The following is a 25,225-nucleotide window of genomic DNA, read 5'->3' as shown; positions in this document are numbered from 1 at the left end:
CGTGGCCGCGGGGCGACCGTGGTCGTCGGTGATGGCGAAACGTCGCCGCCCTCCGGCTGTGGGCAGGCTTCCTCCGCCGGTCTTCGGCCGGACCCTGGCACCCCAGGCCGCCCGTTGCAACGCGCAAATAAGGTGCAGTGCGCCCGCTGTGCATTCGGTCAGGCGGTTCGGTCAGCCGGCGCGGTCGAGCGCAATCCCGCCGTCAGGCCAGACATCGGCCGTCAGCTCCGGCTCCTCATAGCGCAGCAGCCCGAGGTAATGGGTCTCGGCATCTTCCAGGAAGAAGTCCCGGGTGATCGCGTCCACCAGGCGGCGCACCCCGAATTTCAGGCCGCTGATCGAGGCGCCGGACAGGCCCATGCTCGGCATGGCGCCGAAGGTGAAGTTGTAGAGCTGGTCCAGCCCGGGCACCGGCGCACCGTCGCGGCTGGTGAAGGTGAAGTTGCGCGCGAGGTAGGGGTAGGTAGCGAGCACCGGGTCTTCCTCCCCGGCGGGCGGCGCAAAGCGGTCCCCCCAGCTCGCGATATGGGGGGCGAAGCGGCGGAGTTCCGGACGGCGCGCAGCATCCATGACGAAGCCCGCACCGATGATCACGAAGTCGAAGGCAAGTTCCCCGTCCGGCGTGCGGATCCGGATCTCGTCCCCCTCCATGCGGGCATCGAGCCAGGGCGTGCCCGGATGGGCGGAGAACTGGGGGAAGGCGGCGCAGCGCGCGACGGTATCGGGTGGCGGCGGCTGGTTCATCGTGAAGATGTGCCGCATGAAGCGCCAGCGCATCAGGTCCGGCAATTCCGCGAACTGGCCAAGGAAGCCGGCCTGTTCCATCCAGCGATAGGGGTTCACCCGGGGCAGGCGGCGCCGGCGGACGCAGAGCTGTACCCGGGCGGCGCCGGCTTCCAGGGCCGTCGCCGCATTGTCGAAGGCGGAGGCCCCGGCCCCCAGCACGCCGATCCGCTTGCCGGCAAGGGCCGCAAAATCGATCTCTTCCGAGGTATGGGCGTAGCGCGCCCGCGGCAGGTTGTTTTCGATGAAATCGGGGATGAGCCAGGCCCCGGAACCCGCGATGCCGGTGGCCAGCACGACCTTGCGGGCGCGTAGAACCTCGCCGCTCGTCGTGGTCGCGGCCAGGAAGCGGCCTTCCGGGGCTATGTCGATGATGCCCGTCTCGTTCCGGACGGGCAGGCTGAGCACCTGCCGGTACCAGTCTAGATAGTCCTGCCAGACCTCGCGGGGGATCTTGCCGAGGCTGGCCCAGGCCTCGGCGCCGAATCGAGCCTCGTACCAGGCTCGGGGGGTCAGACTGCCGATGCCGAGATCGGGACCGCAGACATGTTTTGGCGTGCGCAGGGTGATCATGCGGGCGAAGGTCGTCCACACGCCTTCGCCACCCCGCGACGCCTGGTCCACGACCAGAATGTTGCCGACCTTCTCGCGCATCAGGCCGAAGGCGGTGGCGAGCCCCCCTTGCCCTGCCCCGATGATCAGAACGTCCAGCACCGGCTTGCCGTCGACGGAATGCGCCGGTAGCCAAGGTTTGGAGGGATAGTCGAGGCAGGCAAGATCCGCCCGCACGCGGGCTTCGAGATCAGTCAGGGTCATCGGCGCATCCGCGGCAGGAGATATCCTGCGATTTTTGCATGCTGCGGCGCGCCAAAGGCAACAGGAAGCTGTCAGCCTATCCGGCGACGGCCACGACGAAGGGAAAGAGCGGATCATAGGGCAGCGGCCCTTCGGTGGCGCTGGTCTCCTCCACGAGAACGGCGTGCCAGGCGCCTGTCTCCGCCGGGGGCAGCTGCGGCGCCTGGGCCGCCGCCCGCCGGCGAAGGGGCAGGGCGACCAGCAGATGCTCCCCCGCATGGCTGCGGGTGAAGCCGATCCAGTCCGGGCCGGGGTCGAAAGGCTGATAATCGCCTCTCGCGAAGAGCGCCGGGTGGGCGGCGCGAAGCGCCAGCAGGCGATGCGTGATGAAGAGCTTCGCTTCCCCTGTCTCATCCTCCGCAAGCGGCGGGCAAGCCCCGCGGGCAAGGGCTGCCGCCCGCGCCGCATAGTCCACCGGGCGGCGATTGTCGGGGTCCACGAGGCTGAAGTCCCAGAATTCCGTTCCCTGATAGACGTCCGGCGTGCCGGGGATGGTCATCTGCAGGATCAGCTGCGCGATGGCGCTGACCCGGGCGCGGGGCTCGGCCTCCGCCACCATCTGCGCCAAAGCCTGGCGGAAGCTGGCGGCGCGCGGATCCGTGAGCAGCCCCCGGGCGAAGTCTTGCACCGCGGTTTCATAGGCTTCGTTCGGATGGTCCCAGAAGGTGTGGCGCTTCGCCTCCCGCATCGCCTTGGTGAGGTATTCGGCCAGCCGCTCCTCACTGATCGGCCAAGTGCCGAGCAGCGTCTGATAGATCAGCCACTCGTCGATCGGATCCGGCGCCTCGCGCCCGGCAACCTCCGCCCGCAGCGGCGTATTCTGCGCGTGCCAGGCTTCGAAGCGCGCGATCCAGCCCGAGGCATCCTCCGCGATCGTGTTGATGCGGGCGCGAGTTTCCGGCCCGCGCTTCGTATCGTGGGTCGCGAGCGGGATGAGGTCGGCCGCCGAGGCCTTTGCCCGTGCTTCCTGAATGGCATGGAAGCCCTCGAGGCTGCGCCAGGGCGCGTCCAGGTCGCCACCCACTTCGTTGACCGAGGTGAGTGCCACGCTGCGGTAGAACTCCGTATCCTCGAGGCCCTTGGCCATGGCAGGCCCGCTCAACTGCTGGAAACGGCGGATGAACTCCTCCTCGGCCGAGCCAGGGGCCGCATGTTCCAGGCGCTCGAGGAGATAGGTCGCAGCTTCGGACACCCAGGGATGGTCCTGGGTGGCCAGCCGCTCCCGCGTCTCCTGCCACAAGGCGGCATCCACGGGGTCGGAGACCGTATCGGTGCCGTAGCTGCGATAGACCGGGAAGCGGACGAGCAGGGCGATCACCGCCTCCCGCAGCGCGCCGATGCCAAATTCCTGCCCCGCTGGATCAGCGGTAGCCAGCGACCGCGCGAGCATCGTCAGCTTGTCGATCTCGCCGACGAAGCTCGTCCGCAGCATGAAGGCCTTAGCTTCGGCCAAGCGGGCGCTACGGTCTGCCGCCAGCAGACGGTGGTCGACGAGGTAGCGGTCGAGCGTCTCGTAGCCGTCCGGTTCGACGAAAAGGCCCTGGAGGTCGTTCAGGCGCTCGTAGCCGGTGGTGCCGGTGATCGGCCACGGCCGCAGCGCTTCGCCTGCGCCGAGGATCTTTTCAACCAGAAGGATGGCGCGCGGGCCGGTGGCGGCGCGAAGTCGGGTGCAATAGCCGGCAGGATCGGAGAGGCCATCGACATGATCGATCCTGAGCCCGTCGACCAGCCCCTCCCGGAGCAGGCGCAGCGGCAGGGCGTGGACGAGGTCGAAGATTGCAGTGTCTTCGACACGGAGACCGATGAGCCCGGTGATGTTGAAGAAACGGCGGTAGGTCAGACTATCGCTTTCCGCCCGCCAATGAGTGAGCCGCCAGTGCTGGCGGTGCAGGACGCCGGCGATATCCATCTGGGCGAGGGCGGCCTCGACCAGGCTGCGGTGCTCGGCGTCCACCTCGCGGAGGCCGCGCCGCGCTTCCTCAATCGCGGCCTCCTCGGAGGCGCCAGACCCATCGAGGGCGATGAACCGCCGCGACAAGCCGGACAGCCCGCCTTCGTCCTTCGCGTCGGCGATCTGCAGGGCAGCCGCCACCGTTTCCGGGCGCAGCGGCCAGGCGTTGTCATAGTAGCGGGCGACGAGCCGCCCGGCCTCCCAATCAGCGGCAAGCGTGATCTCGCCCTCTGCGATGGCGGCCGTCAGTGTCTTGCCGAGGGCCGGAAGGATGACTTGTCCCTGCTCCCAATCGATGTCGAACATCCGGCCGGCCGGGCCGTCTTGCCCAAACTCCAGTGCGGCCATCCAGAACGGGTTCGCGGTATCGACGGCAAGGTGATTGGGCACGATGTCGAGGATGATGCCCATACCCTCTGTCCGCGCGGCTTCCGCCAGCGCCCGGAAGCCGGCTTCGCCACCCAGTTCCGGATCGATCCGTGTCGGATCCGTTCCGTCATAGCCGTGGGTGGAGCCGGCGCGCGACATCAGGATGGGGGAGGCATAGAGATGGCTGATGCCGAGCGTCGCCAGATAGGGCAGCTCGCGGGCCGCATCCGCGAAGGTGAAGCCGGCATGGAACTGCAGCCGGTAGGTCGCGCGGAGGGGGACGGCCATGGCTCGGATCTCGCAATTCTGTGTGGAACGACCCGGACCGGGCCCCGGGCTCTCTCGGCCCGGCTGCCCTTACTTGGGGGGAGGCAGGCCCGCGTCCAGACTGTTCTGATGAATGATCTTCGGAATGCGGAAGGACTTTCTCAACGAAGCCAGCCGCCAGAAGGGCGGCGCCACGCCATCGTCATGCTGCACCTGCGGAATGCCTCTTTTCATTGCCGCCGATCCTGCGCAAGCTAGCGTTGCCCATGACTGGTCACGGCTCTCGCGGCCGAAGACGGTCGGACCCCCTGCCATAGGCCGTTCTGGCCGACGATGCCGAGGAGAGAGTTTCGTGACGCTCAAGGACGACAGCGCTTCCCTGCACGCTTCGCTGCCGCATTATAGCGACGAGACGCCGGCGGAGGTGCGGCAGCGTGAGGTCGCCGCGATGCGGGACGCGATCGAGCAGAAGCTCTACTACCAGGTGGGCAAGAACCGGATCGCGGCCAATAACAGGGACTGGTACGTGGCAACCGCCCTCGCGGTAAGGGACCGGGTGGTCGACGGGTGGCATCGCAGCACGGACCTCACCTATGAGTCCGGCGCCAAGCGCGTCTACTACATGTCGCTGGAGTTCCTCATCGGCCGCCTGCTGCGCGACAATCTCGGCAACCTCGGTCTTTCGGACGTCGTGCAGGCGGCCCTCGACGAGCTTGGCGTCGATTTCGATGCCATTCGCGGGATGGAGCCGGATGCGGCGCTCGGCAATGGCGGCCTCGGCCGCCTCGCGGCCTGCTATCTCGAAAGCATGTCGAGCCTCGCCATCCCAGCCATCGGCTACGGCATCCGCTATGAGCACGGCCTGTTCCGCCAGATCGTGAAGAATGGATTCCAGCTCGAATATCCCGAGGACTGGCTTGAACTCGGCAATCCCTGGCAGTTCGAACGGCCGGAGATTTCTTACGACATCGGTTTCGGCGGCGCCGTCGCGATGGTGTCCGACACGGATTCGATGGCGGAACATGTCTGGCATCCGGCGGAGCGCGTCTCCGCCATCGCCTACGACATCCCGATTGTCGGTTGGCGCGGCCGCCACGTGAACGCGCTGCGCCTGTGGTCCGCCCGGGCGGTCGACCCCATCCGTCTCGACGCCTTCAATCAGGGCGACCACGTCGGAGCGCTCAGCGAGCGCGCGCGCGTGGAGGCGATCTCGCAGGTACTCTACCCGAGCGACGAGACGGCGGCAGGGCAGGAACTGCGCCTGCGGCAGGAATATTTCTTCGCCGCTGCCAGCCTGCAGGACCTCATCCGCCGCCACCTCAAATCCTTCAAGGTCATCGAGACGCTGCACGAAAAGGCGGCGATCCAGCTCAACGACACGCATCCGTCGATTGCGGTGATCGAGCTGATGCGCATCCTGGTCGACATCCACAAGGTGCCCTGGTCCCAGGCATGGGACATCACGCGAAAGACCTTCTGCTACACCAACCACACCCTGCTGCCGGAGGCGCTCGAAACCTGGCCGGTGCCGCTGATGGAGCGGCTGCTGCCGCGCCACATGCAGATCATCTACCTGCTCAACCTGATGTTCCTGGACGAGGTGAAGCATCGTCATCCGGACGATGTCGGGCTGATGAGCAATCTGTCCCTGGTGGACGAGACGCATGGCCGCCGGGTGCGCATGGGCAACATCGCGTTTCTCGGTTCGCATAAGGTCAACGGCGTTTCGGCGTTGCATACCGATCTCATGCGCAAAACCGTCTTTCACGACTTCAACGAGATGTATCCGGACCGGATCAACAACAAGACCAACGGCATTACCTTCCGCCGCTGGCTCTACCAGTCCAATCCGGGGCTGACGTCGTTGCTCGTTGATGCCGTGGGGCCCGAGATTCTCGACGATGCGGATCTCTTTCCCAAGCTCGCACCCTTCGCGACTGACGCCGCCTTTCAGGAGAAGTTTGCGGCGGTGAAGCAGGAGAACAAGGCGGCCCTCGCCCGGCTGGTGCGGGAACGGGTGGGTGTGCGGCTTGATCCCCATGCGCTCTTCGACGTGCAGATCAAGCGCATTCACGAATACAAGCGGCAACTGCTCAACATTCTGGAGACGATTGCGCTCTACAACGCGATCCGTGCCCAGCCGATGCGGGATTGGGCGCCGCGCGTGAAGATTTTCGCGGGCAAGGCCGCACCGAGCTATCATCGTGCGAAACTCATCATCAAGCTCGCGCATGACGTGGCACGCGTCATCAACAGCGACCCCACGCTGCGCGATGCGCTGAAGGTCGTCTTCCTGCCGAACTACAATGTCAGTCTGGCGGAGGTCGTCATTCCTGCGGCCGACCTCTCCGAGCAGATCTCGACGGCCGGTATGGAGGCATCGGGCACCGGCAACATGAAGTTCGGCCTCAACGGCGCGCTGACCATCGGTACGCTGGACGGCGCGAATGTCGAGATGCTGGAGCATGTGGGTGCGGAGAACATTTTCATCTTTGGCATGACGGCCGAGGAAGTGGCGGCACGCCGCGCCAAGACGATCGACTCATCCGATCTGATCGCGAAGTCGGAAATTCTCCAGGAAGTGCTGACGGCGGTCGAGAACGGCAACTTCAGCCCGGACGAACCAGGCCGCTATCGCGGCCTGATCGAAGCGATCCGCTATCACGACTATTTCATGGTCTCGGCGGATTTCGATGCCTATTACGCACGCCAGCGTGATGTCGCAACCAACTGGCGGAAGCCCAGCGAGTGGCGGCGGGCGGCTATCCTGAATACCGCGGGCATGGGCTTCTTCTCCTCGGACCGGTCCATCCGCGAATATGCGGCCGATCTCTGGAACGTGCCCACCTGGCCCAACCGGTAGCCTAAGGCCGTGGCGACCGAGCGCGACCGACGGGGACCGAGACGCGTTCAGGACTGGCGCGTCTCGGACAGCGATCTTCAGGCGATCCTGGGTGCGCGCCATGCGGACCCCTTCGGCGTTCTCGGCCCCCATATGACGGATGCCGGCATGGCAGTGCGGGCCTTCGTTCCCCATGCCGACCAATTGCTGGTGGTGACGGCCGAGGGCGAGGCCTTGGCAACGCTCGCGCGCAAGCACCTCCACGGCTTCTTCGAAGCGCTGGTGCCTGGTCTCGCTCCGGGACAGCTATATAAGCTGCGCGCCAGCAACGCCGGCGGCAGCTGGGAATTCTACGACGCCTATGCTTTCCTGCCCGTGCTAGGGCCGGTGGACGACTATCTTTTCGCCGAAGGCACGCATGCCCGCGTCTATGAACGGCTCGGTGCTCACGTGATGACGCACCAGGGCGTGGACGGCGTGCATTTCGCGGTTTGGGCGCCGAATGCGCGGCGCGTCGCGGTGGTCGGCGATTTCAACAGCTGGGATGGGCGGCGCCACCAGATGCGCAAGCGCCACGGCCCCGGCATCTGGGAGATTTTCGCGCCGGGGCTCGCGGCGGGGGCCGCCTACAAATACGAAATCGTCGGACCGGGCGGGGAATTGCTGCCGCTGAAGGCCGACCCCGTGGGATTTTCCGCGGAACTGCGGCCTTCCACCGCTTCGGTCATCGCGCGGATCGACGACTTCACCTGGCAGGACGATCAGCACCGGGCCGCCCGCGCGGAAGGAGATCCGCGCCGCAAGCCGATGGCGATCTACGAGGTACATCTCGGCTCCTGGGCGAGGGGCGAAGGTGGCCGCTTCCTGAGCTATGACGAACTCGCCGACCGTCTCATTCCCTATGTGTACGATCTGGGCTTCACCCATATCGAGTTGATGCCGATCACGGAGCATCCCCTCGACGCCTCCTGGGGGTATCAGCCGGTCGGCCTCTTCGCGCCGACGCGCCGCTTTGGTGACCCGGCGGGCTTCGCCCGCTTCGTCGACCGTGCGCATCGGGCCGGTCTTTCCGTGCTGCTCGATTGGGTGCCTGCGCATTTCCCGACCGACAGCCACGGCCTGGCGCGCTTCGACGGGACGCATCTCTACGAGCATGCGGACCCTCGGCGCGGATTTCATCCCGACTGGAACACGGCGATCTTCAATTTCAGTCGACGCGAGGTCTCCGCCACCCTCGTGTCCAACGCGATGTATTGGCTCGAGGTCTTCCATCTCGACGGGTTGCGTGTCGATGCCGTGGCATCGATGCTCTACCTTGATTACTCACGCCGGCCTGGTGAGTGGATTCCGAACGAAGACGGCTCGAACGACAACCGCGAGGCCGTAGCTTTCCTCAGATGGGTCAACGAGCTGGCTTACGCCACCCATCCCGGCACCACCATGATCGCTGAAGAGTCAACAGCCTGGCCCGGCGTTTCGGCGCCGAGCTATGCCGGCGGCTTGGGCTTCGGCTTCAAGTGGAACATGGGCTGGATGCACGACACGCTGGACTTCATGTCCCACGAGCCCGTGCATCGCAAATGGCATTACGACAGGATGACCTTCGGCCTCGTCTATGCCTTCAGTGAGAATTTCGTCCTTCCCCTTTCGCATGACGAGGTCGTCTACGGGAAACGCTCGCTGCTCGGACGCATGCCAGGCGATGAATGGCAGCGCTTTGCGAATCTTCGCGCCTATTACGGCTTCATGTGGGGTCATCCAGGCAAAAAGCTGCTCTTCATGGGTGGCGAATTCGCGCAAATCGGTGAGTGGAATTTCGAGCGCGAACTGCAATGGGATTTGGCTGGCCGCCCTCTGCATGCGGGTGTCCGCGCCCTCGTGCGCGACCTCAACAACCTCTATCGCGGCACCCCCGCGCTGCACCAGCGGGACTGCGAGGCGGAGGGATTCCGCTGGATCGTCGCCGACGACCGTGACCAGTCAGTCTTTGTCTGGGCAAGATTTGCAGCCGAGGAGGGGATTGCGCCTTTGGCGGTTGTTTCCCATTTCACCCCTGTGCTGCGGGAAGGCTACCGCATCGGCCTTCCTTTCCCGGGGCGTTGGCGGGAAGTCCTGAATACGGATGCGGCATGCTATGGCGGCGGTGACAAAGGGAACGGCGGGGCAATTTGGGCGGAGCCCGTGCCCAGCCACGGTCTGCCGGCCTCGGCGGCCATTACCGTGCCGCCTCTTGCCACCCTTTACTTCCTCTATGATCCTGAATGAAGGCAGCGGCCGATGACGGCGCACTGGATGGGGCCTCGGGTGAAAACACAGGTGACCGTCCTTTCGGTGGTGTCTGAGCTCTACCCTTTCGTGAAGACGGGGGGATTGGCTGACGTCGCGGGGTCTTTGCCGCCCTTCCTGAAGGAAGAGGGCATCGCCATCACGTCCCTTCTGCCGGGCTATCGCGCCGTGATGAAGAAGCTCACGGATGCGAGCGAAATCCATCGCTTTCCCGATCTTTTCGGCGGCCCCGCCCGTCTGCTGCGCGCGACCAGCGGCGCGCTCGACCTCATCATTCTCGACGCACCGCATCTCTACGACCGTGACGGCACACCCTACCTCACCCCCGATGGGGAGGACTGGCCGGATAATCCCCTGCGTTTTGCGGCCCTTTCCGCAGCGGGGGCAGCCATCGGCCTGGGCGAGGTTGCGTCCTACCGCCCGGACATCGTCCATGCGCATGACTGGCAGGCCGGCCTCACACCGGCCTATATGCATTATCGCGCGGGACCGGAGGGACGGGCCGCCACGGTGATGACCATCCACAACCTCGCCTTCCAGGGGCAATATGCGCCGGAACTCCTCGGCGCGCTCGGTCTGCCCGAGGAGGCGATGGGTGTCGATGGGGTGGAATATTACGGCGGCATCGGCTTTCTGAAGTCCGGCCTGCAATTCGCGGACCGCATCACCACGGTCTCGCCCAAATACGCCGAGGAGATTGCCACCAGCCAGGGCGGCATGGGGCTCGGCGGCCTGCTGCGCGACCGCATCGGCGACCTTCAGGGCATTCTCAATGGGATCGACGAGACGGTGTGGGACCCGTCCACCGATACTCTGATCGCGGCGAAGTTCGACCGTTTACACATCAAGCCCCGCCGCATCAACAAGGTGAGCCTGCAACGCCGGGTCGGCTTGCGGGAGGACCCGGACGTGCTGCTCTTCGGCCTTGTCAGCCGGCTCACCTGGCAGAAGGGCATCGACATGGTGCTCGACGCGCTGCCGCTCATCCTCGGCACCGGTGCCCAGGTTGCCTTCATCGGCCAGGGCGACCGCGCCATGGAGCGGGCGGTGCGCGATGCCGTCACCGCCTATCCCGGACGCGTCGGTTGCGTCATCGGCTATGACGAGGAACTGGGCCATCTGATGCAGGCGGGCTCGGATGCGCTGCTGCTCCCCTCCCGCTTCGAGCCTTGCGGCCTCACCCAGCTCTACGCCCTGCGCTATGGCTCGATCCCGGTCGTGGCCCGTGTCGGCGGCCTGTCCGATACCGTGATCGACGTCAACGAGATGGCGCGGGCCGAGGGCATCGGCACCGGCTTTCAGTTTCACCCCTCGAGCGTCGAAATGCTGGAATCGGCGGCCCTCCGGGTGGCGGCGCTGTGGCGTAAGCCGGCGCTCTGGCGGCGAATCCAGAGGAACGGCATGCGCACGGACGTCTCCTGGCGCCGGTCCGCCCGGCTCTATGCGGAGCTCTATCGGGAGCTTGCCGATCCGGCGCCGGTTCAGGCTCTCAGCGCATGAGCCGGCTTCGCGTCTCCCCGGGATGGATCGAGCCGCTCGGCGTATCGCTGACGGAGGAGGGCATCAACGTTGCCGTCTTCTCGACGCATGCGACGGCGATCGAATTCTGCCTTTTCGACGAGAGAGGGGAGACCGAGGTTGAGCGCATTCTGCTGCCGATGCGCACCTTCGACATCTTCCATGGTGCGATCACCGGCATCCGCGCCGGCGCCCGCTACGGCCTGCGCGCCTATGGACCTTGGGCACCGGAGCAGGGGCATCGCTTCAATCCATCAAAGCTGCTGATCGACCCCTATGCGACGCGTTTGGACCGTCCGCTGAAGCTGCATCCCTCCATGTTCGACTGGCCGCCCGGCACGCCGATGGGGGCGCCGCCGAACCAGGAAGACAGCGCCCCTTTCATGCCGAAATGCGTGATCGAAGCGCCTGACCCGGTGCTGGCGCCGCCGCCGCTCTCCTGGCAGAGGCAGGTGATCTACGAGATGCATGTCCGCGGCTTTTCGAAGCAGCGGATGGACATTCCGGAGGCGGTGCGCGGCACCTACGCCGGGCTGCTCGAACCGCCCTTGATCGACCATTTGACGACGCTCGACGTCGGCGCGGTGGAATTTCTGCCTTCCGCCGCCTGGCTCGAGGAACGGCACCTGCCGCCGCTCGGCCTCACCAATTACTGGGGGTACAATCCCGTCGCCTATATGGCGCCGGATCCGAAGCTCGCACCCGGTGGCTTTGCCGAGATCCGCCAGGTGACGGACGCGTTGCGCGCCCGCGGGATCGCTGCCCTGCTTGATGTCGTCTATAACCACACGGGGGAGGGGGATGCGATGGGCCCCACCGTCTCCTTCCGTGGGCTCGACCACCGCAGCTATTACCGGCACGATCCTAATGACCCGTCGGTGCTGGTGAACGACACCGGCTGCGGGAATACCCTGGCTGCCGATCATCCGATGGTGCTGCGGATGATCATGGATAGCCTTCGGCTCTGGGTGCGGCGCGCCGGCGTCTCCGGCTTCCGCTTTGATCTTGCCGCTTCGATCGCGCGCAATCCCGCCGCCTTCGAGCATCGTGCGCCCTTCCTCCAGGCGCTGGCGCAGGATTCGGCGCTGCATGGCGTCGCGATGATCGCCGAACCCTGGGACGTCGGCATGGGCGGCTATCAGCTCGGTGGCTTCCCGGCGCCTTGGGGCGAATGGAACGATCGCTTCCGCGACACCATGCGCCGCTTCTGGCGGGGCGACGGGGGCATGCTAGGTGAAGTCGCCACCCGTTTCGCCGGCTCTTCCGACATCTTCGGGCAGGCGAAGCACCAGCCATCGCGCAGCATCAATTTCATCACCGCGCATGACGGCTTCACCCTGGCCGATCTCGTTTCCTACGCCGCCAAGCACAATGAGGCGAACGGCGAAGGCAACCGGGACGGCACCAACGACAACCTTTCCTGGAACCATGGCGTCGAAGGGCCGACCGAGGAGCCGGCGGTCCGTGCCGCGCGTCTCTCGGACGTTCGCGCAATGCTCGCGACGCTCCTCCTGGCTCATGGCACCCCGATGCTGTGTGCGGGCGACGAGCTCGGCCGCACACAGCATGGCAACAACAATGCCTATTCTCAGGATACGCCCGTTTCCTGGCTCGACTGGGCATCGGCCGACGCCGGGCTACTTGCCTTCACCGCCAAACTCATCCGCGCGCGGCGGGATTGCCCGGCTCTGACGGCGCTCGCGCATCTCTCCGGCGAGCCGCTGGACGAGACCCTGCAGCCCGACGTGACCTGGCGTCGCTGGACGGGCGAGGAGATGCGTGTCGAGGATTGGAACAACCCGATCTACCGGACGCTGATCGCCGACCTTTACCGGCCGGTGCCCGAGGGCGGCGGCAGCCGCGCGCTCGTCGTGCTGCATGCCGGATGGCAGAGCTTCGACCTGACGCTGCCGCCGCCGCGGCCGGGCCATGTCTGGCGACGCGAGATCGACAGCGCAGTGCCGGAGGCGGGACCCGTCGTCTCCATGCGATTGCTGCGTGTGGAGCCGCGCACCGTGGTGCTGCTGATCGAGGAGGCCGAGCAGGCGGCGCCGGCGGTTCTTCCCGAGCGCACGCTGGCCCGCGTGCGCGCCGATGAAAGCGGGGCGCTCGCCCGTTTGGCCCAGGCGGCTGGGCTTGCCCCCGATTGGTGGGACATCGCCGGCACGCACCACATGGTGCCGCAGGAGACGCAGCGCGCCCTGCTGGGCACCATGCGGCTGCCGGCCGCAGGCCCCGCGGACATCGCGCGCAGCTTGCACGACCTGTCGCTCCGCACCTGTTTCGCAGCGCTGCCCGCAACCCTTGTGCTGCGGGACGGGGAGGCTCCGGTCGTCACGCTCGGCCCCGCGCTCGCCTCCTTGCCGCGGGCGCTCGCCCTCATTTTGGAGCGCGAGGACGGCAGCCGCGCCCGGTTCGTGGTGCCGCCGGACGGTGTCGGAGAGGGGCAGGTCACGGCGCCCGATGGCCGCACCGGCCGGGTGCGCCGCATTCCGCTGCCGCCGCAGCCGGTAGGCCGGCATCGCCTGCTCTGCGAGGATGGCGGCAAGCGTTTCGAGAGCACCCTGATCATCGCGCCCCGCCGCTGCTATCTGCCGCCCGATCTCGAAGGCAGTGGCCGGCGGTTCGGCCTGGCCGCCCATCTCTATTCCCTGCGCCGCGATGGAGACCAGGGCATCGGCGACTTCACGACGCTCGCGCGCCTCGGGCCCGCCACGGCCGCGGCCGGGGGGGCGGTCCTCGGCCTCAACCCCCTGCACGCGCTCTTCCCCGAGAAGCGCGGCCTCGTCAGTCCCTATTCACCGTCGGACCGCCGATTCCTCGACCCGATCTTCGTTGATGTCACAGCCTTGCCCTTCCTCGGGGATGATCCCGCGGTGCGCGCGGCTGTGCAGGCGGAAGCGCCGCGCTTCACGGCGTTCCATGATCTGACGGCGGTGGACTACCCGGAGGTTTGGGCCGCGAAGGAACGCGTGCTGCGCGTGGCGGCGGAGAGGCTTGCGGCCCTTCCGGCGGAGCATCCGGCGGCCGCGGCGTTCCGCAGCTTCCGCGCGACCGGTGACCGCAGTCTGCAGCGGCTCGCGACCTTCCAGGCGATCAGCGCCGCCTATCCGGCGCAGTCTTGGCAGGAATGGCCGGAGGCGCTGCGTGATCCGGCCAGCGCCGCGGCCGCCGCCTTCGCGGCAGACCACCCGGGCGAGGTCGATTTCTTCGCCTTCCTGCAGTGGGCCGCGGATCATCAGCTGGCGGCGGCGGCCCGCCTCAGCCGGGAGGCGGGGCTCGCGCTCGGCTTCTATCGCGACCTTGCGGTCGGCACGGCGCCGATCGGTGCCGAGGCTTGGTCCGAGCAGGAGCTGCTGATGACGGGCGTTTCCGTCGGCGCGCCGCCCGACCCTTTCTCCGTCGAGGGACAGAACTGGAATCTGCCGCCACCCGATCCGCTCGCCATGCGCGCCCAGGGCTTCGCGGGTTTCAGCGAGCTGCTGCGCGCCAACATGCGCCATGCCGGGGCGCTGCGGATCGACCATGTACTCGGCCTCAACCGCCTGTTCCTCATCCCGGAAGGTGGCAAGCCGGCGGATGGTGCATACCTCGCTTATCCGCTGGGCGACATGCTGGGGGTGACGACGCTCGAATCCCAAGCGGCGCGTTGCATGGTGGTGGGCGAGGATCTCGGCACCGTGCCGGATGGCGTGCGCGAAGCGATGGCCGATCATGGCCTGCTCTCCTATCGGGTCTTCTGGTTCGAGCGGGAAGGCGAGGGGTTCAAGCCGCCATCGGCTTATCCGACCCTGGCTGCGGCTTGCGTCTCGACGCATGACCTGCCGACGCTCGCCGGCTGGTGGGAGGGATCGGACATCGAGGAGCGGCAGAGCTTGGGCCTGGCCGATGCAGCCGGGACAGAGGCGGCGCGGCTTGCGCGCCAGGAAGAAAAGCGCGGGGCGCTCGCCGCGCTCGCCGCGCAGGGCCTGATCGCCTCCGTCGATGCGATCGACCTGTCAAAGCCGATGGAGACGGCGGTTGCGGTCGCCTTCCATGCCTATGTTGGCCGCACCGATTGTCTGCTGGACCTGGTGCAGGCGGATGATTTGGCAAGGGAAACGGTGGCCCTGAACCTGCCGGGCACGGATCAGGAGCGTCCGAACTGGCGGCGTAAGGTGATGCCGGCCGCCGATGGCCTGTGGCAAACGGAACTCGGGCGTGCCGTGCGTGTTGCCCTGGTGTCACGTGCGATCAACAACTCCGCGACAGAAGAGACATAAGCGAAGTCTAGCTATTGGAAAGTTCGGTTTTTTGCGCAAAGGTTCCGAACTGCAAACCGCTTCTCTTTTCGTTTCTTCCTTCTCAGGGGCCCATGCCGAACATGGACGTGGATATAGCCCGGGCATACCGCCTGCCGGGATCGACCCGGATTGCCGTCTTGGCTGCATTGGCCCTGGCGTCCGCTGCCGCCGTGAAGCCCGCCGCCGCGCAGAGCGTGCTACCGCCCGAAGATCACGGCAGCATCGTCACGGTGCGACTGGAAAACGACGTCACTGGGTCGACTGACGAATACTATACGAGCGGACTTGAACTGGGTTGGACGGGGCCGACGGGTGAGGTGCCTGGCTTCATCGCCAATGCCGGACATGCCTTGCTGGGAGCCGGCAACCAGCGCATCAGCATCAGCCTCAGCCAGCAGATGTACACGCCGAGCGACACGCAGCTCGATCCGCCGGACCCGAACGACCGGCCCTATGCGGCGACGCTGCTGCTCACCGGCCAGCTCATCCAGGATACGCTCTTCACGCGCACCCGGCTGGGGCTGCAGGCGGGGGTGCTTGGCCCGGATGCGGGCGGCGAGATCGTGCAGAACGGCTTCCACACGCTCATCGGCGACGACAAGAATCAGGGCTGGGATTATCAGCTCGACAACCGGCCGGTGCTGAACTTCTTCGCGGATCGCACCTGGCGCGTGCCGCTGCTCACGCTGGCGCAGGATCGCATGCTCGACGACGGGCCGGTTGCGATGGAACTGCTGCCGGACGTCACCGGCTTCGTCGGCACCGAACAGATTTACGCGCAGGCCGGTGCAACCTTGCGTCTCGGCCAGGGGCTCGATGATGATTTCGGCGCCGGACGCCTGATGCCAGGGCTCGATGGTGGGGATGCCTATCTGCCGGATTCGGGCCTCGCCTGGTACGTCTTCGGCGGCGTGGACGGGCGCGCCGTCGCCTACAATACCCTCCTGGAAGGCAATTCCTTCGCGAATGGCCCGAGCGTAGACAAGAAGCCGTTCGTCGGGGATTTCAGCCTCGGGCTCGCCGTGATCTGGCACGGAGTACGCGTGACCTTCAGCCAGACCTGGGAGACGCACGAATTCACCACGCAGCAGGGCGGTCTCTTTGACTTCGGCTCGGTCGCCGTCTCCGCGCGCTTCTGAGCGGCTCCTGGGCTACAGGAAACGCTCGTAGAACCGGGCGTCGAAGCACATGCGGCGGAAGATGCGGGCCTGCAACCGCGCCATGGCGCGGTAGTCCGCGGTCTTGTCGTAGTCTTCCAGGCTGAGGCCCGACCGATTCAGGTCGAGCCGCGAGATCACCTTCCGGTAGCCCGCGCCGTGATGATAGATCACGTCGTCATAAATGCCGAACCACAGAGGATGCGGGTTGTGCCGGTTGGTGCGATGCAGCTTGTGCCAGTTGACGTCATGCTGAGTGAGGATCCGCAGCAAATTCCCGCCGGCATCCGTGACCAGCTGGCCAAGATGATTGGTCCATTCGAAACCCGGATTCCAGTCGCCTCCGATCTCCTGCCAGAAGCGTAGGGTTGTAGCGGCAAAGCTCGGATGTGGCTGGATGTCGCCATCATTCTCGAGCCGCTGCACCGCGATGAAGGGATGGCGTGCGAGCATCTCCCGCAGGTAAGGTCCGAACGGACGGATCGGAAAGGCATCGCCGTCGAGAAAGACGAGGATGTCGTCCGGCTTGGCCTCGTCCGCTGCGATGCGCGCGAGGTAGTTCAGCTTGTCGGCGTGGTTCCAGCTGATCTTGCTCTCGGGCTCATAGCTGCTTTCGACGTGGAAGCTGCGGCGGGTGCGCCCAGGCGGCACGCAAGCGAGGACGCGGTGGGCATCCGTGAGATGGCGCCGCAGGAACGCGCTTTGCCGGCTGATCCAGCGTTCAGTCTCGAAGTGAACGGTGCAGATATAGATCATCGCCCAGCTGGCTCGTCGCCGCGGCAGCCTATTGAGCCGGGTCGGCCATGGCTAGGGCACGATCTGTTCACATTGAAGCGGGCAGCCCGCCGCCGGCGGTTCAGCCTCGACTGACGCGCTCTAGAATGCTGCGGATCACGTCCTGGAACATCTCGTCCGTCAGGCGGCCGGTGTTCGTGTTGTAGCGGGAGACGTGATAGCTGTTCGCGAGGATCAGCCCATCTGGCAGCTCGTGCAGCGCGCCATGGCGGAACTTCACGTGGCTCTGCTTGATGCCACAGGCCTTCAGCACGGCGGTATGTGCCAGGACGCCGAGGGCGAGCGCCACCTGCAGGTTGGGCATGACCTGCAATTCCCGGGTCAGGAAGCGGTTGCAGGTGGTGGTTTCCGCCGGTGTCGGCAGATTGGCGGGGGGCACGCAGCGCACGGCATTGACGATGCGCACGCCGGTGAGTTCCAGCCCGTCATCGGGGCGGGCCTCGTACTGGCCGCGCGCCAGGCCGAAATCGAGCAACGTCTTGTAGAGCAGGATGCCGGCATGATCCCCGGTGAAGGGCCGGCCGGTGCGATTGGCCCCGCGCACGCCCGGCGCCATGCCGACGATCGCGATCGGCGCATCGATCGGCCCGAAGCCGGGCACCGGACCGTTATACCAGTCGGGATTGGCCGCCTGGTTGGCATGCCGGTATTCGACCAGACGCGGGCAGAGCGGGCAATCCCGCGGCGGCGTCTCAAGCTCCGACTGCAATTCCGGCATCTGTGCAACTCACGCGTGTAGAGGGCGAGATGTGTTCTGGCACAGCATTTATGGCAGGCCAATGCTTGCCGCGGGCTTGCGCCCGGCCGGGGCATGGGGCAGGGAGCGGCGATGATCCTCATCGCATTTGGGGCGAACCTGCCGGCACCGGACGGCACGCCGCCGCTGGAGACCTGCCGGCGCGCCATCGCCGCCGTCGCGGCCCTGCCGGGCCTGCGACTGGCCGCCGTCTCCGCCTTCTATGAAACGGTGCCCGTTCCGGCCTCCGACCAGCCGTCCTACGTCAACGGTGTGCTGCGCCTGGAGGGTGAGGCCGAGGCCGCCGCCCTTCTGGCCGATCTTCTGGCGATCGAGGCGCGCTACGGCCGGAAGCGGAGCGTCGCGAATGCGGCCCGCAGCCTCGACCTCGATCTTATCGCCCTAGGCGATCTCGTTCGGGAGCCGCCGCTGCCCGACCCGGTCCTGCCCCATCCACGCATGCAGGATCGCGCTTTCGTGCTGGTGCCGCTGGCCGAGATCGCGCCTGCCTGGCGGCACCCGCGGCTCGGCAAGACAGCGGTTGAATTGCTGTCCGCCCTGCCGCCCGCTGCGGTCGCCGAGGTGCAGCGCCTGCCGGAATAAGGCAGGTGGGATGCCAGCCATGCTGCCTCGGCCTCGGCGAATCCTTGCGCCGCGGAGCCCGAACGGCTAGTGAGCCCTTTCACTCATCTTTCTAGCGGAGATTGAGCGGATGGCACGCGTCACCGTTGAAGATTGCATTTTGCAGGTTCCGAACCGCTTTGAGCTGGTTCTCCTGGCCTCTCAGCGGGCGCGGAACATCTCCCGTGGCGAAGAGCTGACGCTCGATCGCGACAACGACAAGAACCCGGTCGTTGCCTTGCGCGAGATTGCGGAGGAGAAGGTCGATCTCGACCGTCTCGAGGGGGATCTGGTGCGCTCGCTGTCCCGTGCACCGGAGCCGGAGCCGGCGGACGAGGAGGTCATGGACCTCATCCCGACCGACCAGAACATTTTCGGCTTGCAGGATGTCTCGGCCGAGGAAGAGAATGCCTCCATGGCAAACGACTCCTCTGTGGACATCGAAGCGGCGATCGAGGCGGAACTCGGCGGTCGCGGTCGGCGATAAGCGCTCATGGCGGATGGACGGCGTACAGCTTCCGTCCATGGTCTTCTGACCGGCGTCTGCCGCTTGCCTGATGGGGTGGCGGCGGGGCCGGCCGGGGCTGAGGGGCCCAGGCCTCTGCCCTATGCCGAGCGCGAACAGGCGCTCACCCGAAAAATTCTGGGATATGATCCGAAGGCCGATGTCGCCCTGATCGACACCGCCTTCTCCGTCGCCTCCGCGGCCCATGCCGAGCAGCAGCGCGACAATGGCGAGCCCTATATCACCCATCCCCTCGCGGTCGCCGACATCCTCGCCGGCTACCGGCTCGATCCCGGCAGCATCATCACCGGGCTACTGCACGATACCATCGAGGATACTGGCGTCACCCAAGCCCAGATCGAAAAGCAGTTCGGCCCGGACGTGGCCCTGCTGGTCGATGGCGTCACCAAGCTCACCCGGCTCGAACTCCAGTCCGACCGCACCAAGCAGGCGGAAAATTTCCGCAAGCTGGTGCTCGCCCTGTCGAAGGACATCCGCGTCCTCCTGGTGAAGCTCGCGGACCGTCTGCACAACATGCGGACGCTGCATTTCGTCACCAATCCCAGCCGCCGCCAGCGCATCGCCCGCGAGACGATGGAGATCTACGCGCCGCTCGCCGGCCGCATCGGCATGGATGCGATCAAGAGCGAGCTGCAGAACCTTTCCTTCGCCCAACTGGAGCCCGAGGCCTATGGCAGCATCCAGGCCCGGCTGAACTTCCTGCGCGGCCAGGGTGCGGACGTGATCGAGGAGGTGCGGCGGGAGCTGATCCGCGTCTGCGCGGCCGCCGGCCTGATCGGCATCGAGGTGACGGGCCGGGAAAAATCGCCCTTCTCCATCTGGGAGAAGATGCAGAAGCGCAACGTCGCCTATGAGCAGCTGTCCGATATCATGGCCTTTCGCGTCCTCGTGGGCACGCGGGACGAGTGCTATATCGCGCTCGGCGCCATCCATTCCGCCTTTCCCGTCATCGCCGGGCGCTTCAAGGACTATATCTCCACCCCCAAGGCCAACGGCTATCAGAGCATCCATACCGGCGTCACGCTGCGCGAGCCGCGCAATCAGAAGATCGAGGTCCAGATCCGGACCTTCGACATGCACGACGTGGCGGAAAACGGTGTCGCGGCGCACTGGCTCTACAAGGATCGGGACCCGCAGGTGGCGGCCGATCTGCAGCGTTTCCGCTGGGTGCAGGACTTGCTCGAAATCCTGGAAAACAGCCAGGCGCCGGACGAGTTTCTCGAAAATACCAAGCTCGAACTCTACCACGACCAGGTCTTCTGCTTCACGCCAAAGGGCGAGCTGATCCAGCTGCCCCGCGGCGCGACCCCGGTGGACTTTGCCTATGCCGTGCACAGCCAGGTGGGCGACACCTGTGTTGGCGCCAAGATCAACGGCCGGCTGATGCCGCTGCGCTACGAGCTGCAGAACGGCGACCAGGTTGAGATCATGACGGCGCGGGGCGGCACGCCCTCCCCGCAATGGGAACGCTTCGTCGTCACCGGCAAGGCGCGGGCGCGCATCCGCCGCTTCGTGGCGCAGCAGCAGCGCACGATCAACCGCGAACAGGGGCGGGCAGTGCTCGCCAAGGCCTTCCGCCAGGAAGGGCTGGATGGGTCGGAGCGCGCGCTGGAGCCGGCGCTCAAGAGCCTCAAATTCGCGACCATCGACGATCTCTATGTCGCCGTCGCCTCCGGCCATGTCGGCCCGAAGGACGTGGTGCATGCGGCCTACCCCGAGATGCGGGAGGCGGCGCGGGCGCCGCGTTTGCTGCCCGGCATGGGCCTGCCGCCGCGCCCTGCAGGCGGCCGCCTCGGCTCCAAATCCGACGACAGCCCCTCCGGCCCGCCAATCCGCGGCCTCATCACCGGCATGGTGGTGAGCTATGCCGGCTGTTGCCACCCCCTGCCGGGGGACCCCATCGTCGGCATCGTCGCGACGGGCCGCGGGGTGACGATCCACACGCGGGATTGTGCCCAGTTGCAGAGCTTTGCGGCGACGCCCGAACGCTTCCTCGACGTGGAATGGGATGACACGCTGCCGGCCTCGGCGCGCGGCGGGCAGGCCTATTCCGGGCGCATCAGCATCATCGCGAGCAACGAGCGGGATCTGCTGCCCAATATCTCCAATGCCGTGACCAAGCATGACGGCTCGGTGCTCAACCTGCGCGTCGTCAGCCGGCAGCAGGATTTCTGCGAGATCCTGCTCGACGTGGAGGTGCGGAACCTGCGCCATCTCTCAACCGTCATCGCCGGCTTGCGGGCGACGACGGGCATTACCCAGGTGGAGCGCGCCAAGGGATGATCATCGGCATCGGCTCGGATCTCTGCGACATTCGCAGGGTGGAGCGCAGCATCGCGCGCTTCGGGGATCGCTTCCTCAACCGCGTCTTCACCGAGACGGAGCGGCGGAAGGCGCTGCGCCGGACCGAAAAGCTTCAGGCGGGCACCTTCGCCAAGCGCTTCGCAGCGAAGGAAGCCTGCGCCAAGGCGCTCGGCACCGGCTTCAACCAGGGCGTCTTCATGTCCGATCTCGGCGTGGTCAACCTGCCCTCGGGTGCGCCAACGCTGAAGCTCACCGGCGGCGCGCTGGTGCGGCTCGCGGCCCTGACGCCGCCGGGCATGGAGGCGCAGATCGCGCTCACCATGACCGACGAATACCCGTACGCCTTCGCGCAGGTGATCATCTCCGCGGTCCCGCGGCCTGAGGGTTAGGCCGCTAGTTCCGAGAGATAGGCGGCGGCTTCCGCCCAATCTCCGGGGCGGCCGCAAAAGCCGATATAGCCGTCCGGCCGCACCATCAGCAGCAGCCCGGCCTCGGGTGCTGGCCGCAGGCTCTCGTCCAGCAGGCCCGAGAAACGGCTGAGCAGCGCGGTACTGCCCTCGTTCTCTTCGGCATAGAGCACGAAGCGGGCGCGCCCGCCGCTGCCTGGCGGCCTGCCGCCATAGAGATCGGGCGGCAGTCGCGCGCCGGCGACCAAGCCGTGCCCGCCTTTGGTCAAGCCCCGTGACAGCGGGCTTGCGCCATAGGCAATTTCGATCTCACTCATCTGCAAAGCCATCCTGTCCCGGATGGGGGCGAGGCCCAGGGCGAAGCGCAAGGCGAGATTGCGCAGGCTTTGCGCGGCAGGATTGGCCAGGGTCGCCATGTCCGTCATGCGCGAGGCATTGCGCAGCACGACGTCCCCCACCGCGCTGCGCTCCGGGCTGTAGCTCAGCAGCAGATCCGGACCGGCAACCCCTTCCCGCACCATGGCGAGCTTCCAGGCGAGGTTGATGGCATCCTGCATCCCCGTGTTCATGCCTTGGCCGCCGGCGGGGCTGTGGATATGGGCGGCGTCGCCCGCCAGAAAGACGCGGCCGCGCCGGTAGTCCGCGACTTTCCGCTCATGCACCCGGAAATTGGCAAGCCATTGCGGGTCTTCCGCGGTGAAGCCGCCGCCGGCCCGGCTGTCGATCAGGGTCTGGATGGCGCCGAGCGTCGGCTCCGGCGGCGGATGCGCGGGGTCTGCTGGGCCGAGAGTCGCAACCACGCGGAAGCGCGGACCCGGCATAGGAAAAACGACGAAGAGGCCGTCCCGGTGCAGATAGAGGCTCACCTCGTCTGCCGGGGGGGCGGCAGGGCCGGTGAGCGTGACGTCCGCCAGCACCCAGTCATTCGGCTCCGGCGCGCCGGCGAAGGTGAAGTTCAGCGCATGGCGCACGGTGCTGTGCGCCCCATCGCAGCCGACCAGCCAGCGGCAGGCGACGGTTTCCGTTTGGCCATTCCCGTGCTGCAGCCGGGCTTCGACCCTGTCGCCCCGATCTTCGAAGTCAAGAAGCTCGACCGGCCGCTCCACCGCTGCGCCGAAGCTGCCGAGATGGGCCGTCATCAGCCGCTCGGTCTCGCGCTGCGGGATCATGAGGGCGAAGTTATAGGCGCTCGGGATCGCCTCGAGCCGGGCATGGCCCAGGACCTGTCCGCCGGCGCGGATGGAGGCGCCGTGGCCGCGGATGCCCGCGGCGAGAAAGGCCTCCGTACAGCCCATGCGGTCGAAAAGTTCGAGGCTACGGCTCCAGATCGCGAGCGCCTTGGAGGTCGTGGTGGCTTGCGCGGCCCGATCGATGATGCGGAGGGACAGGCCGTAGCGCGCCAGCTCGGCGGCAAGCGTGAGGCCCACTGGTCCGGCGCCGACGACGAGAACATCCAGCATGGGATTTGCTCCTCTATTGCCGAAACGTCACGTTTAAGGGCCTTTTCGGGGAAGGAATAGATCGAAAGCCGACCCCGCCGGAATTTCACATAACCGTGACATTGGTTTCGATGCCATGAAGATGAGGGCCTGTCCATATCTTGCGTGTCTTGCCCGCGGCCGGTTCGGATCTTCTCGCGCGGTCCTCGCTCGCGCAGCTTTGTCACGCGCTCCGAGGCTCCGCCGTTGTTCACTCCGTCGTTGCCCGGTCCACGGGTTGCGCGGATTGCCTAAAGGCCCAATTACAGGGTGGTTAGATTGAGAGGTCATGCCATGTCCTGGAACAAGCCCCGTATCGTCTCCATCGCCCTCGGCGCGGAGATCAACAGCTACGTCTCGGCGAAGACCGCCTGATCTCCGTCCGCCCAACAAGGGCGGCACGTTCGCGAATGATCTCCATCGTCGTCCTCGGGGCGGCGGCCGGTGGCGGCTTTCCGCAATGGAACTCCAATGCGGAGAACTGCCGGCGTGCACGCGCCGGTGAGGCTGCTTGCCCCGTCCAAACCCAAGCTTCACTTGCGGTGAGCGGCGATGGTCAGGCTTGGACGATTCTCAATGCTTCGCCCGACATTGGCCGCCAGATCCTGGCAGCTCCTGTGCTTCATCCAAAGGGAGCCGACCGATCCTCGCCGATTGCGAGCGTGATTCTGACGAGCGGCGAGGTGGACGCGATCGCAGGTCTACTGACCTTGCGCGAGCGGCAGCCCTTCACGCTCTTTGCGAGCGAGCGGGTGCTGTCGATCCTCGCCGCCAATCCCATCTTCGACGTCTTGCAGAGAGACATCGTGCAGCGGCAGAGCGTCTTGGCGGGCGCCCGCTTTGTGTTGCCCTGCGGGTTGCAGGCGACGCTGTTCGCGGTACCGGGCAAGGTGCCGCTCTATCTCGAACGTGGCACGGCGTCTGCCGCGTCGGAGGACGATGTCTTTGGCGTTGAGCTGTCGGATGGACACCGGCGCGCTCTCTTCATCCCGGGATGCGCCTCCATCGATGACAGTCTCCGAGCGCGGCTGCGTGATGCCGATCTCCTCTTTTTCGACGGCACGCTTTGGGAAGACGATGAGATGATTCAACGTGGACTCGGCCCGAAGACAGGCCGGCGCATGGGTCATATGCCCGTCTACGGCAAGGGCGGAACACTAGATTCCCTCGCGGATCTGCCGATTGCGCGAAAGATCCTCATCCACATCAACAACTCCAATCCGATCCTGGACCGCAGTTCGGCGGAGCACGCGGCGGTGCGGGCGGCGGGGTGGGATGTCGCTCATGATGGAATGGAGATCACCGCATGAGTACGGGGCCGCTGTCGCCTGACGCGCTGGAAGAGGCGCTTCGCGCCATTGGCGCCGAGCGGTACCACAATCTGCATCCCTTCCACCGCTTGCTGCATGACGGGGACTTGACGAAGGGACAGGTGCAAGCGTGGGCGCTCAATCGCTACTACTATCAGAGCCGTATTCCTGCGAAGGATGCGAGCCTGATGGCGCGCCTGCCGACGGCGGAGCTGCGACTGGCATGGCGGTCGCGCATTCTGGATCATGATGGAGACGCCCCTGGCACCGGTGGCATCGCCCGCTGGCTGAAACTCGTGCAAGGTCTCGATCTCGATCGCGACTATGTCGAATCGACAGTCGGGATCCTGCCTGGCACGCGCTTCGCAGTAGATGCCTATGTCCACTTCGTGCAGGAACAATCGGTTCTCGAGGCGATTGCGTCGTCACTCACCGAGATGTTCTCGCCGTCGATCATCGGTGAACGTGTGTCGGGCATGCTGCGGCATTATAGTTTCGTCACGGAAGAGACGCTCGCCTACTTCGCGCCTCGGCTGACCCAGGCGCCGAAGGACGTGACCTTCGCATTGGACTACGTGCGCCGGCACGCGACCGACGTCGAGAGGCAGGAGGCGGTGCTCGCCGCGCTCCGGTTCAAATGCGACGTGCTGTGGGCCCAGCTTGACGCGCTCTACTTCGCCTATGTGGCACCGGGCCTCGTGCCGCCTGGTTGCTTCCGGCCCGCCGGTGTTTGAGAG

General features: G+C 66.2%; 18 protein-coding genes. 12 read left to right on the top strand and 6 right to left on the bottom strand.

What is annotated here, in order from left to right; genetic code table 11:
* Nucleotides 1–171 precede the first annotated feature (171 nt).
* The 3 genes from ACYQ6W_RS06590 to ACYQ6W_RS06580 all read right to left on the bottom strand — a co-directional run bounded on the left by ACYQ6W_RS06590 (nt 172) and on the right by ACYQ6W_RS06580 (nt 4,459).
* On the bottom strand, nt 172–1,593 hold the full coding sequence (locus tag ACYQ6W_RS06590) for an NAD(P)-binding domain-containing protein (RefSeq protein ID WP_459674465.1): 1,422 nt from the start codon (nt 1,591–1,593) through the stop codon (nt 172–174).
* Between the two features lie 82 nt (nt 1,594–1,675).
* Nucleotides 1,676–4,246, bottom strand: coding sequence for a malto-oligosyltrehalose synthase (treY, locus tag ACYQ6W_RS06585; protein WP_459674303.1), 2,571 nt, complete (start codon nt 4,244–4,246; stop codon nt 1,676–1,678).
* Nucleotides 4,247–4,315: 69 nt separating this feature from the next.
* A complete protein-coding gene (locus tag ACYQ6W_RS06580; RefSeq protein ID WP_459674302.1) occupies nt 4,316–4,459 on the bottom strand; it encodes a hypothetical protein in 144 nt (47 codons plus the stop codon).
* Between the two features lie 118 nt (nt 4,460–4,577).
* On the opposite strand from ACYQ6W_RS06580, the gene ACYQ6W_RS06575 reads away from it, so the two are divergent.
* From ACYQ6W_RS06575 to ACYQ6W_RS06555, 5 genes are all read left to right on the top strand, one after another.
* Nucleotides 4,578–7,088 (top strand): glycogen/starch/alpha-glucan phosphorylase, encoded by a 2,511-nt coding sequence (locus ACYQ6W_RS06575; protein WP_459674301.1) that lies wholly within the window; start codon nt 4,578–4,580, stop codon nt 7,086–7,088.
* 9 nt (nt 7,089–7,097) lie between these two features.
* Nucleotides 7,098–9,332 carry a 1,4-alpha-glucan branching protein GlgB gene (glgB, locus tag ACYQ6W_RS06570; RefSeq protein ID WP_459674300.1) on the top strand — a complete coding sequence of 745 codons (2,235 nt, stop codon included), beginning with the start codon at nt 7,098–7,100 and terminating at the stop codon, nt 9,330–9,332.
* A gap of 51 nt (nt 9,333–9,383) precedes the next feature.
* Entirely contained in the window at nt 9,384–10,853 is a 1,470-nt protein-coding gene (gene glgA, locus ACYQ6W_RS06565) for a glycogen synthase GlgA (RefSeq protein WP_459674464.1), read from the top strand.
* Nucleotides 10,850–15,133 (top strand): glycogen debranching protein GlgX, encoded by a 4,284-nt coding sequence (gene glgX, locus ACYQ6W_RS06560; RefSeq protein WP_459674298.1) that lies wholly within the window; start codon nt 10,850–10,852, stop codon nt 15,131–15,133. The genes glgA and glgX overlap by 4 nt, the downstream gene beginning before the upstream one ends.
* A 158-nt stretch (nt 15,134–15,291) precedes the next feature.
* Entirely contained in the window at nt 15,292–16,293 is a 1,002-nt protein-coding gene (locus tag ACYQ6W_RS06555; protein ID WP_459674297.1) for a lipid A deacylase LpxR family protein, read from the top strand.
* 12 nt (nt 16,294–16,305) lie between these two features.
* Here the strand turns inward: ACYQ6W_RS06555 and ACYQ6W_RS06550 are convergent, their stop codons facing one another.
* Both ACYQ6W_RS06550 and ACYQ6W_RS06545 read right to left on the bottom strand, forming a co-directional pair.
* Complete coding sequence (locus ACYQ6W_RS06550) at nt 16,306–17,067, bottom strand: hypothetical protein (RefSeq protein ID WP_459674296.1); 762 nt, start codon at nt 17,065–17,067, stop codon at nt 16,306–16,308.
* 100 nt (nt 17,068–17,167) lie between these two features.
* Complete coding sequence (locus tag ACYQ6W_RS06545) at nt 17,168–17,824, bottom strand: uracil-DNA glycosylase (protein ID WP_459674295.1); 657 nt, start codon at nt 17,822–17,824, stop codon at nt 17,168–17,170.
* Between the two features lie 111 nt (nt 17,825–17,935).
* Here ACYQ6W_RS06545 and folK point away from each other — a divergent pair, with 111 nt between their 5' ends.
* The 4 genes from folK (at nt 17,936) to acpS (ending at nt 21,682) form a co-directional block, all read left to right on the top strand.
* Nucleotides 17,936–18,445 carry a 2-amino-4-hydroxy-6-hydroxymethyldihydropteridine diphosphokinase gene (gene folK, locus ACYQ6W_RS06540; protein WP_459674294.1) on the top strand — a complete coding sequence of 170 codons (510 nt, stop codon included), beginning with the start codon at nt 17,936–17,938 and terminating at the stop codon, nt 18,443–18,445.
* A 109-nt stretch (nt 18,446–18,554) separates the two neighbouring features.
* On the top strand, nt 18,555–18,950 hold the full coding sequence (gene rpoZ, locus ACYQ6W_RS06535) for a DNA-directed RNA polymerase subunit omega (protein WP_459674292.1): 396 nt from the start codon (nt 18,555–18,557) through the stop codon (nt 18,948–18,950).
* 6 nt (nt 18,951–18,956) lie between these two features.
* The gene (locus ACYQ6W_RS06530; protein ID WP_459674291.1) at nt 18,957–21,272 is read left to right on the top strand and encodes a RelA/SpoT family protein; all 2,316 of its coding nucleotides are present in this window, start codon (nt 18,957–18,959) and stop codon (nt 21,270–21,272) included.
* Nucleotides 21,269–21,682 (top strand): holo-ACP synthase, encoded by a 414-nt coding sequence (gene acpS / locus ACYQ6W_RS06525; protein ID WP_459674290.1) that lies wholly within the window; start codon nt 21,269–21,271, stop codon nt 21,680–21,682. Before ACYQ6W_RS06530 ends, acpS begins: the two co-directional genes overlap by 4 nt.
* Here acpS and ACYQ6W_RS06520 read toward each other — a convergent pair.
* Nucleotides 21,679–23,160: an FAD-dependent monooxygenase gene (locus ACYQ6W_RS06520; RefSeq protein ID WP_459674289.1), complete on the bottom strand. Its 1,482-nt coding sequence runs from the start codon at nt 23,158–23,160 to the stop codon at nt 21,679–21,681. The two genes, acpS and ACYQ6W_RS06520, sit on opposite strands and share 4 nt — an antisense overlap.
* Before the next feature lie 297 nt (nt 23,161–23,457).
* Here ACYQ6W_RS06520 and pqqA point away from each other — a divergent pair, with 297 nt between their 5' ends.
* From pqqA to pqqC, 3 genes are read left to right on the top strand one after another with little or no spacing between them, the layout of a single operon-like run.
* Nucleotides 23,458–23,553, top strand: a complete 96-nt coding sequence (gene pqqA, locus ACYQ6W_RS06515) for a pyrroloquinoline quinone precursor peptide PqqA (protein WP_459674288.1) — start codon at nt 23,458–23,460, stop codon at nt 23,551–23,553.
* Nucleotides 23,554–23,588: 35 nt separating this feature from the next.
* Complete coding sequence (pqqB, locus tag ACYQ6W_RS06510) at nt 23,589–24,488, top strand: pyrroloquinoline quinone biosynthesis protein PqqB (protein ID WP_459674287.1); 900 nt, start codon at nt 23,589–23,591, stop codon at nt 24,486–24,488.
* Complete coding sequence (pqqC, locus tag ACYQ6W_RS06505; protein ID WP_459674286.1) at nt 24,485–25,222, top strand: pyrroloquinoline-quinone synthase PqqC; 738 nt, start codon at nt 24,485–24,487, stop codon at nt 25,220–25,222. Before pqqB ends, pqqC begins: the two co-directional genes overlap by 4 nt.
* Nucleotides 25,223–25,225 lie beyond the last annotated feature (3 nt).

This window comes from Acidisoma sp. 7E03 (genome assembly GCF_054665075.1).
Note: the sequence above shows the minus strand (reverse complement) of the source record. Positions and strands in the feature narration are given on the sequence as shown.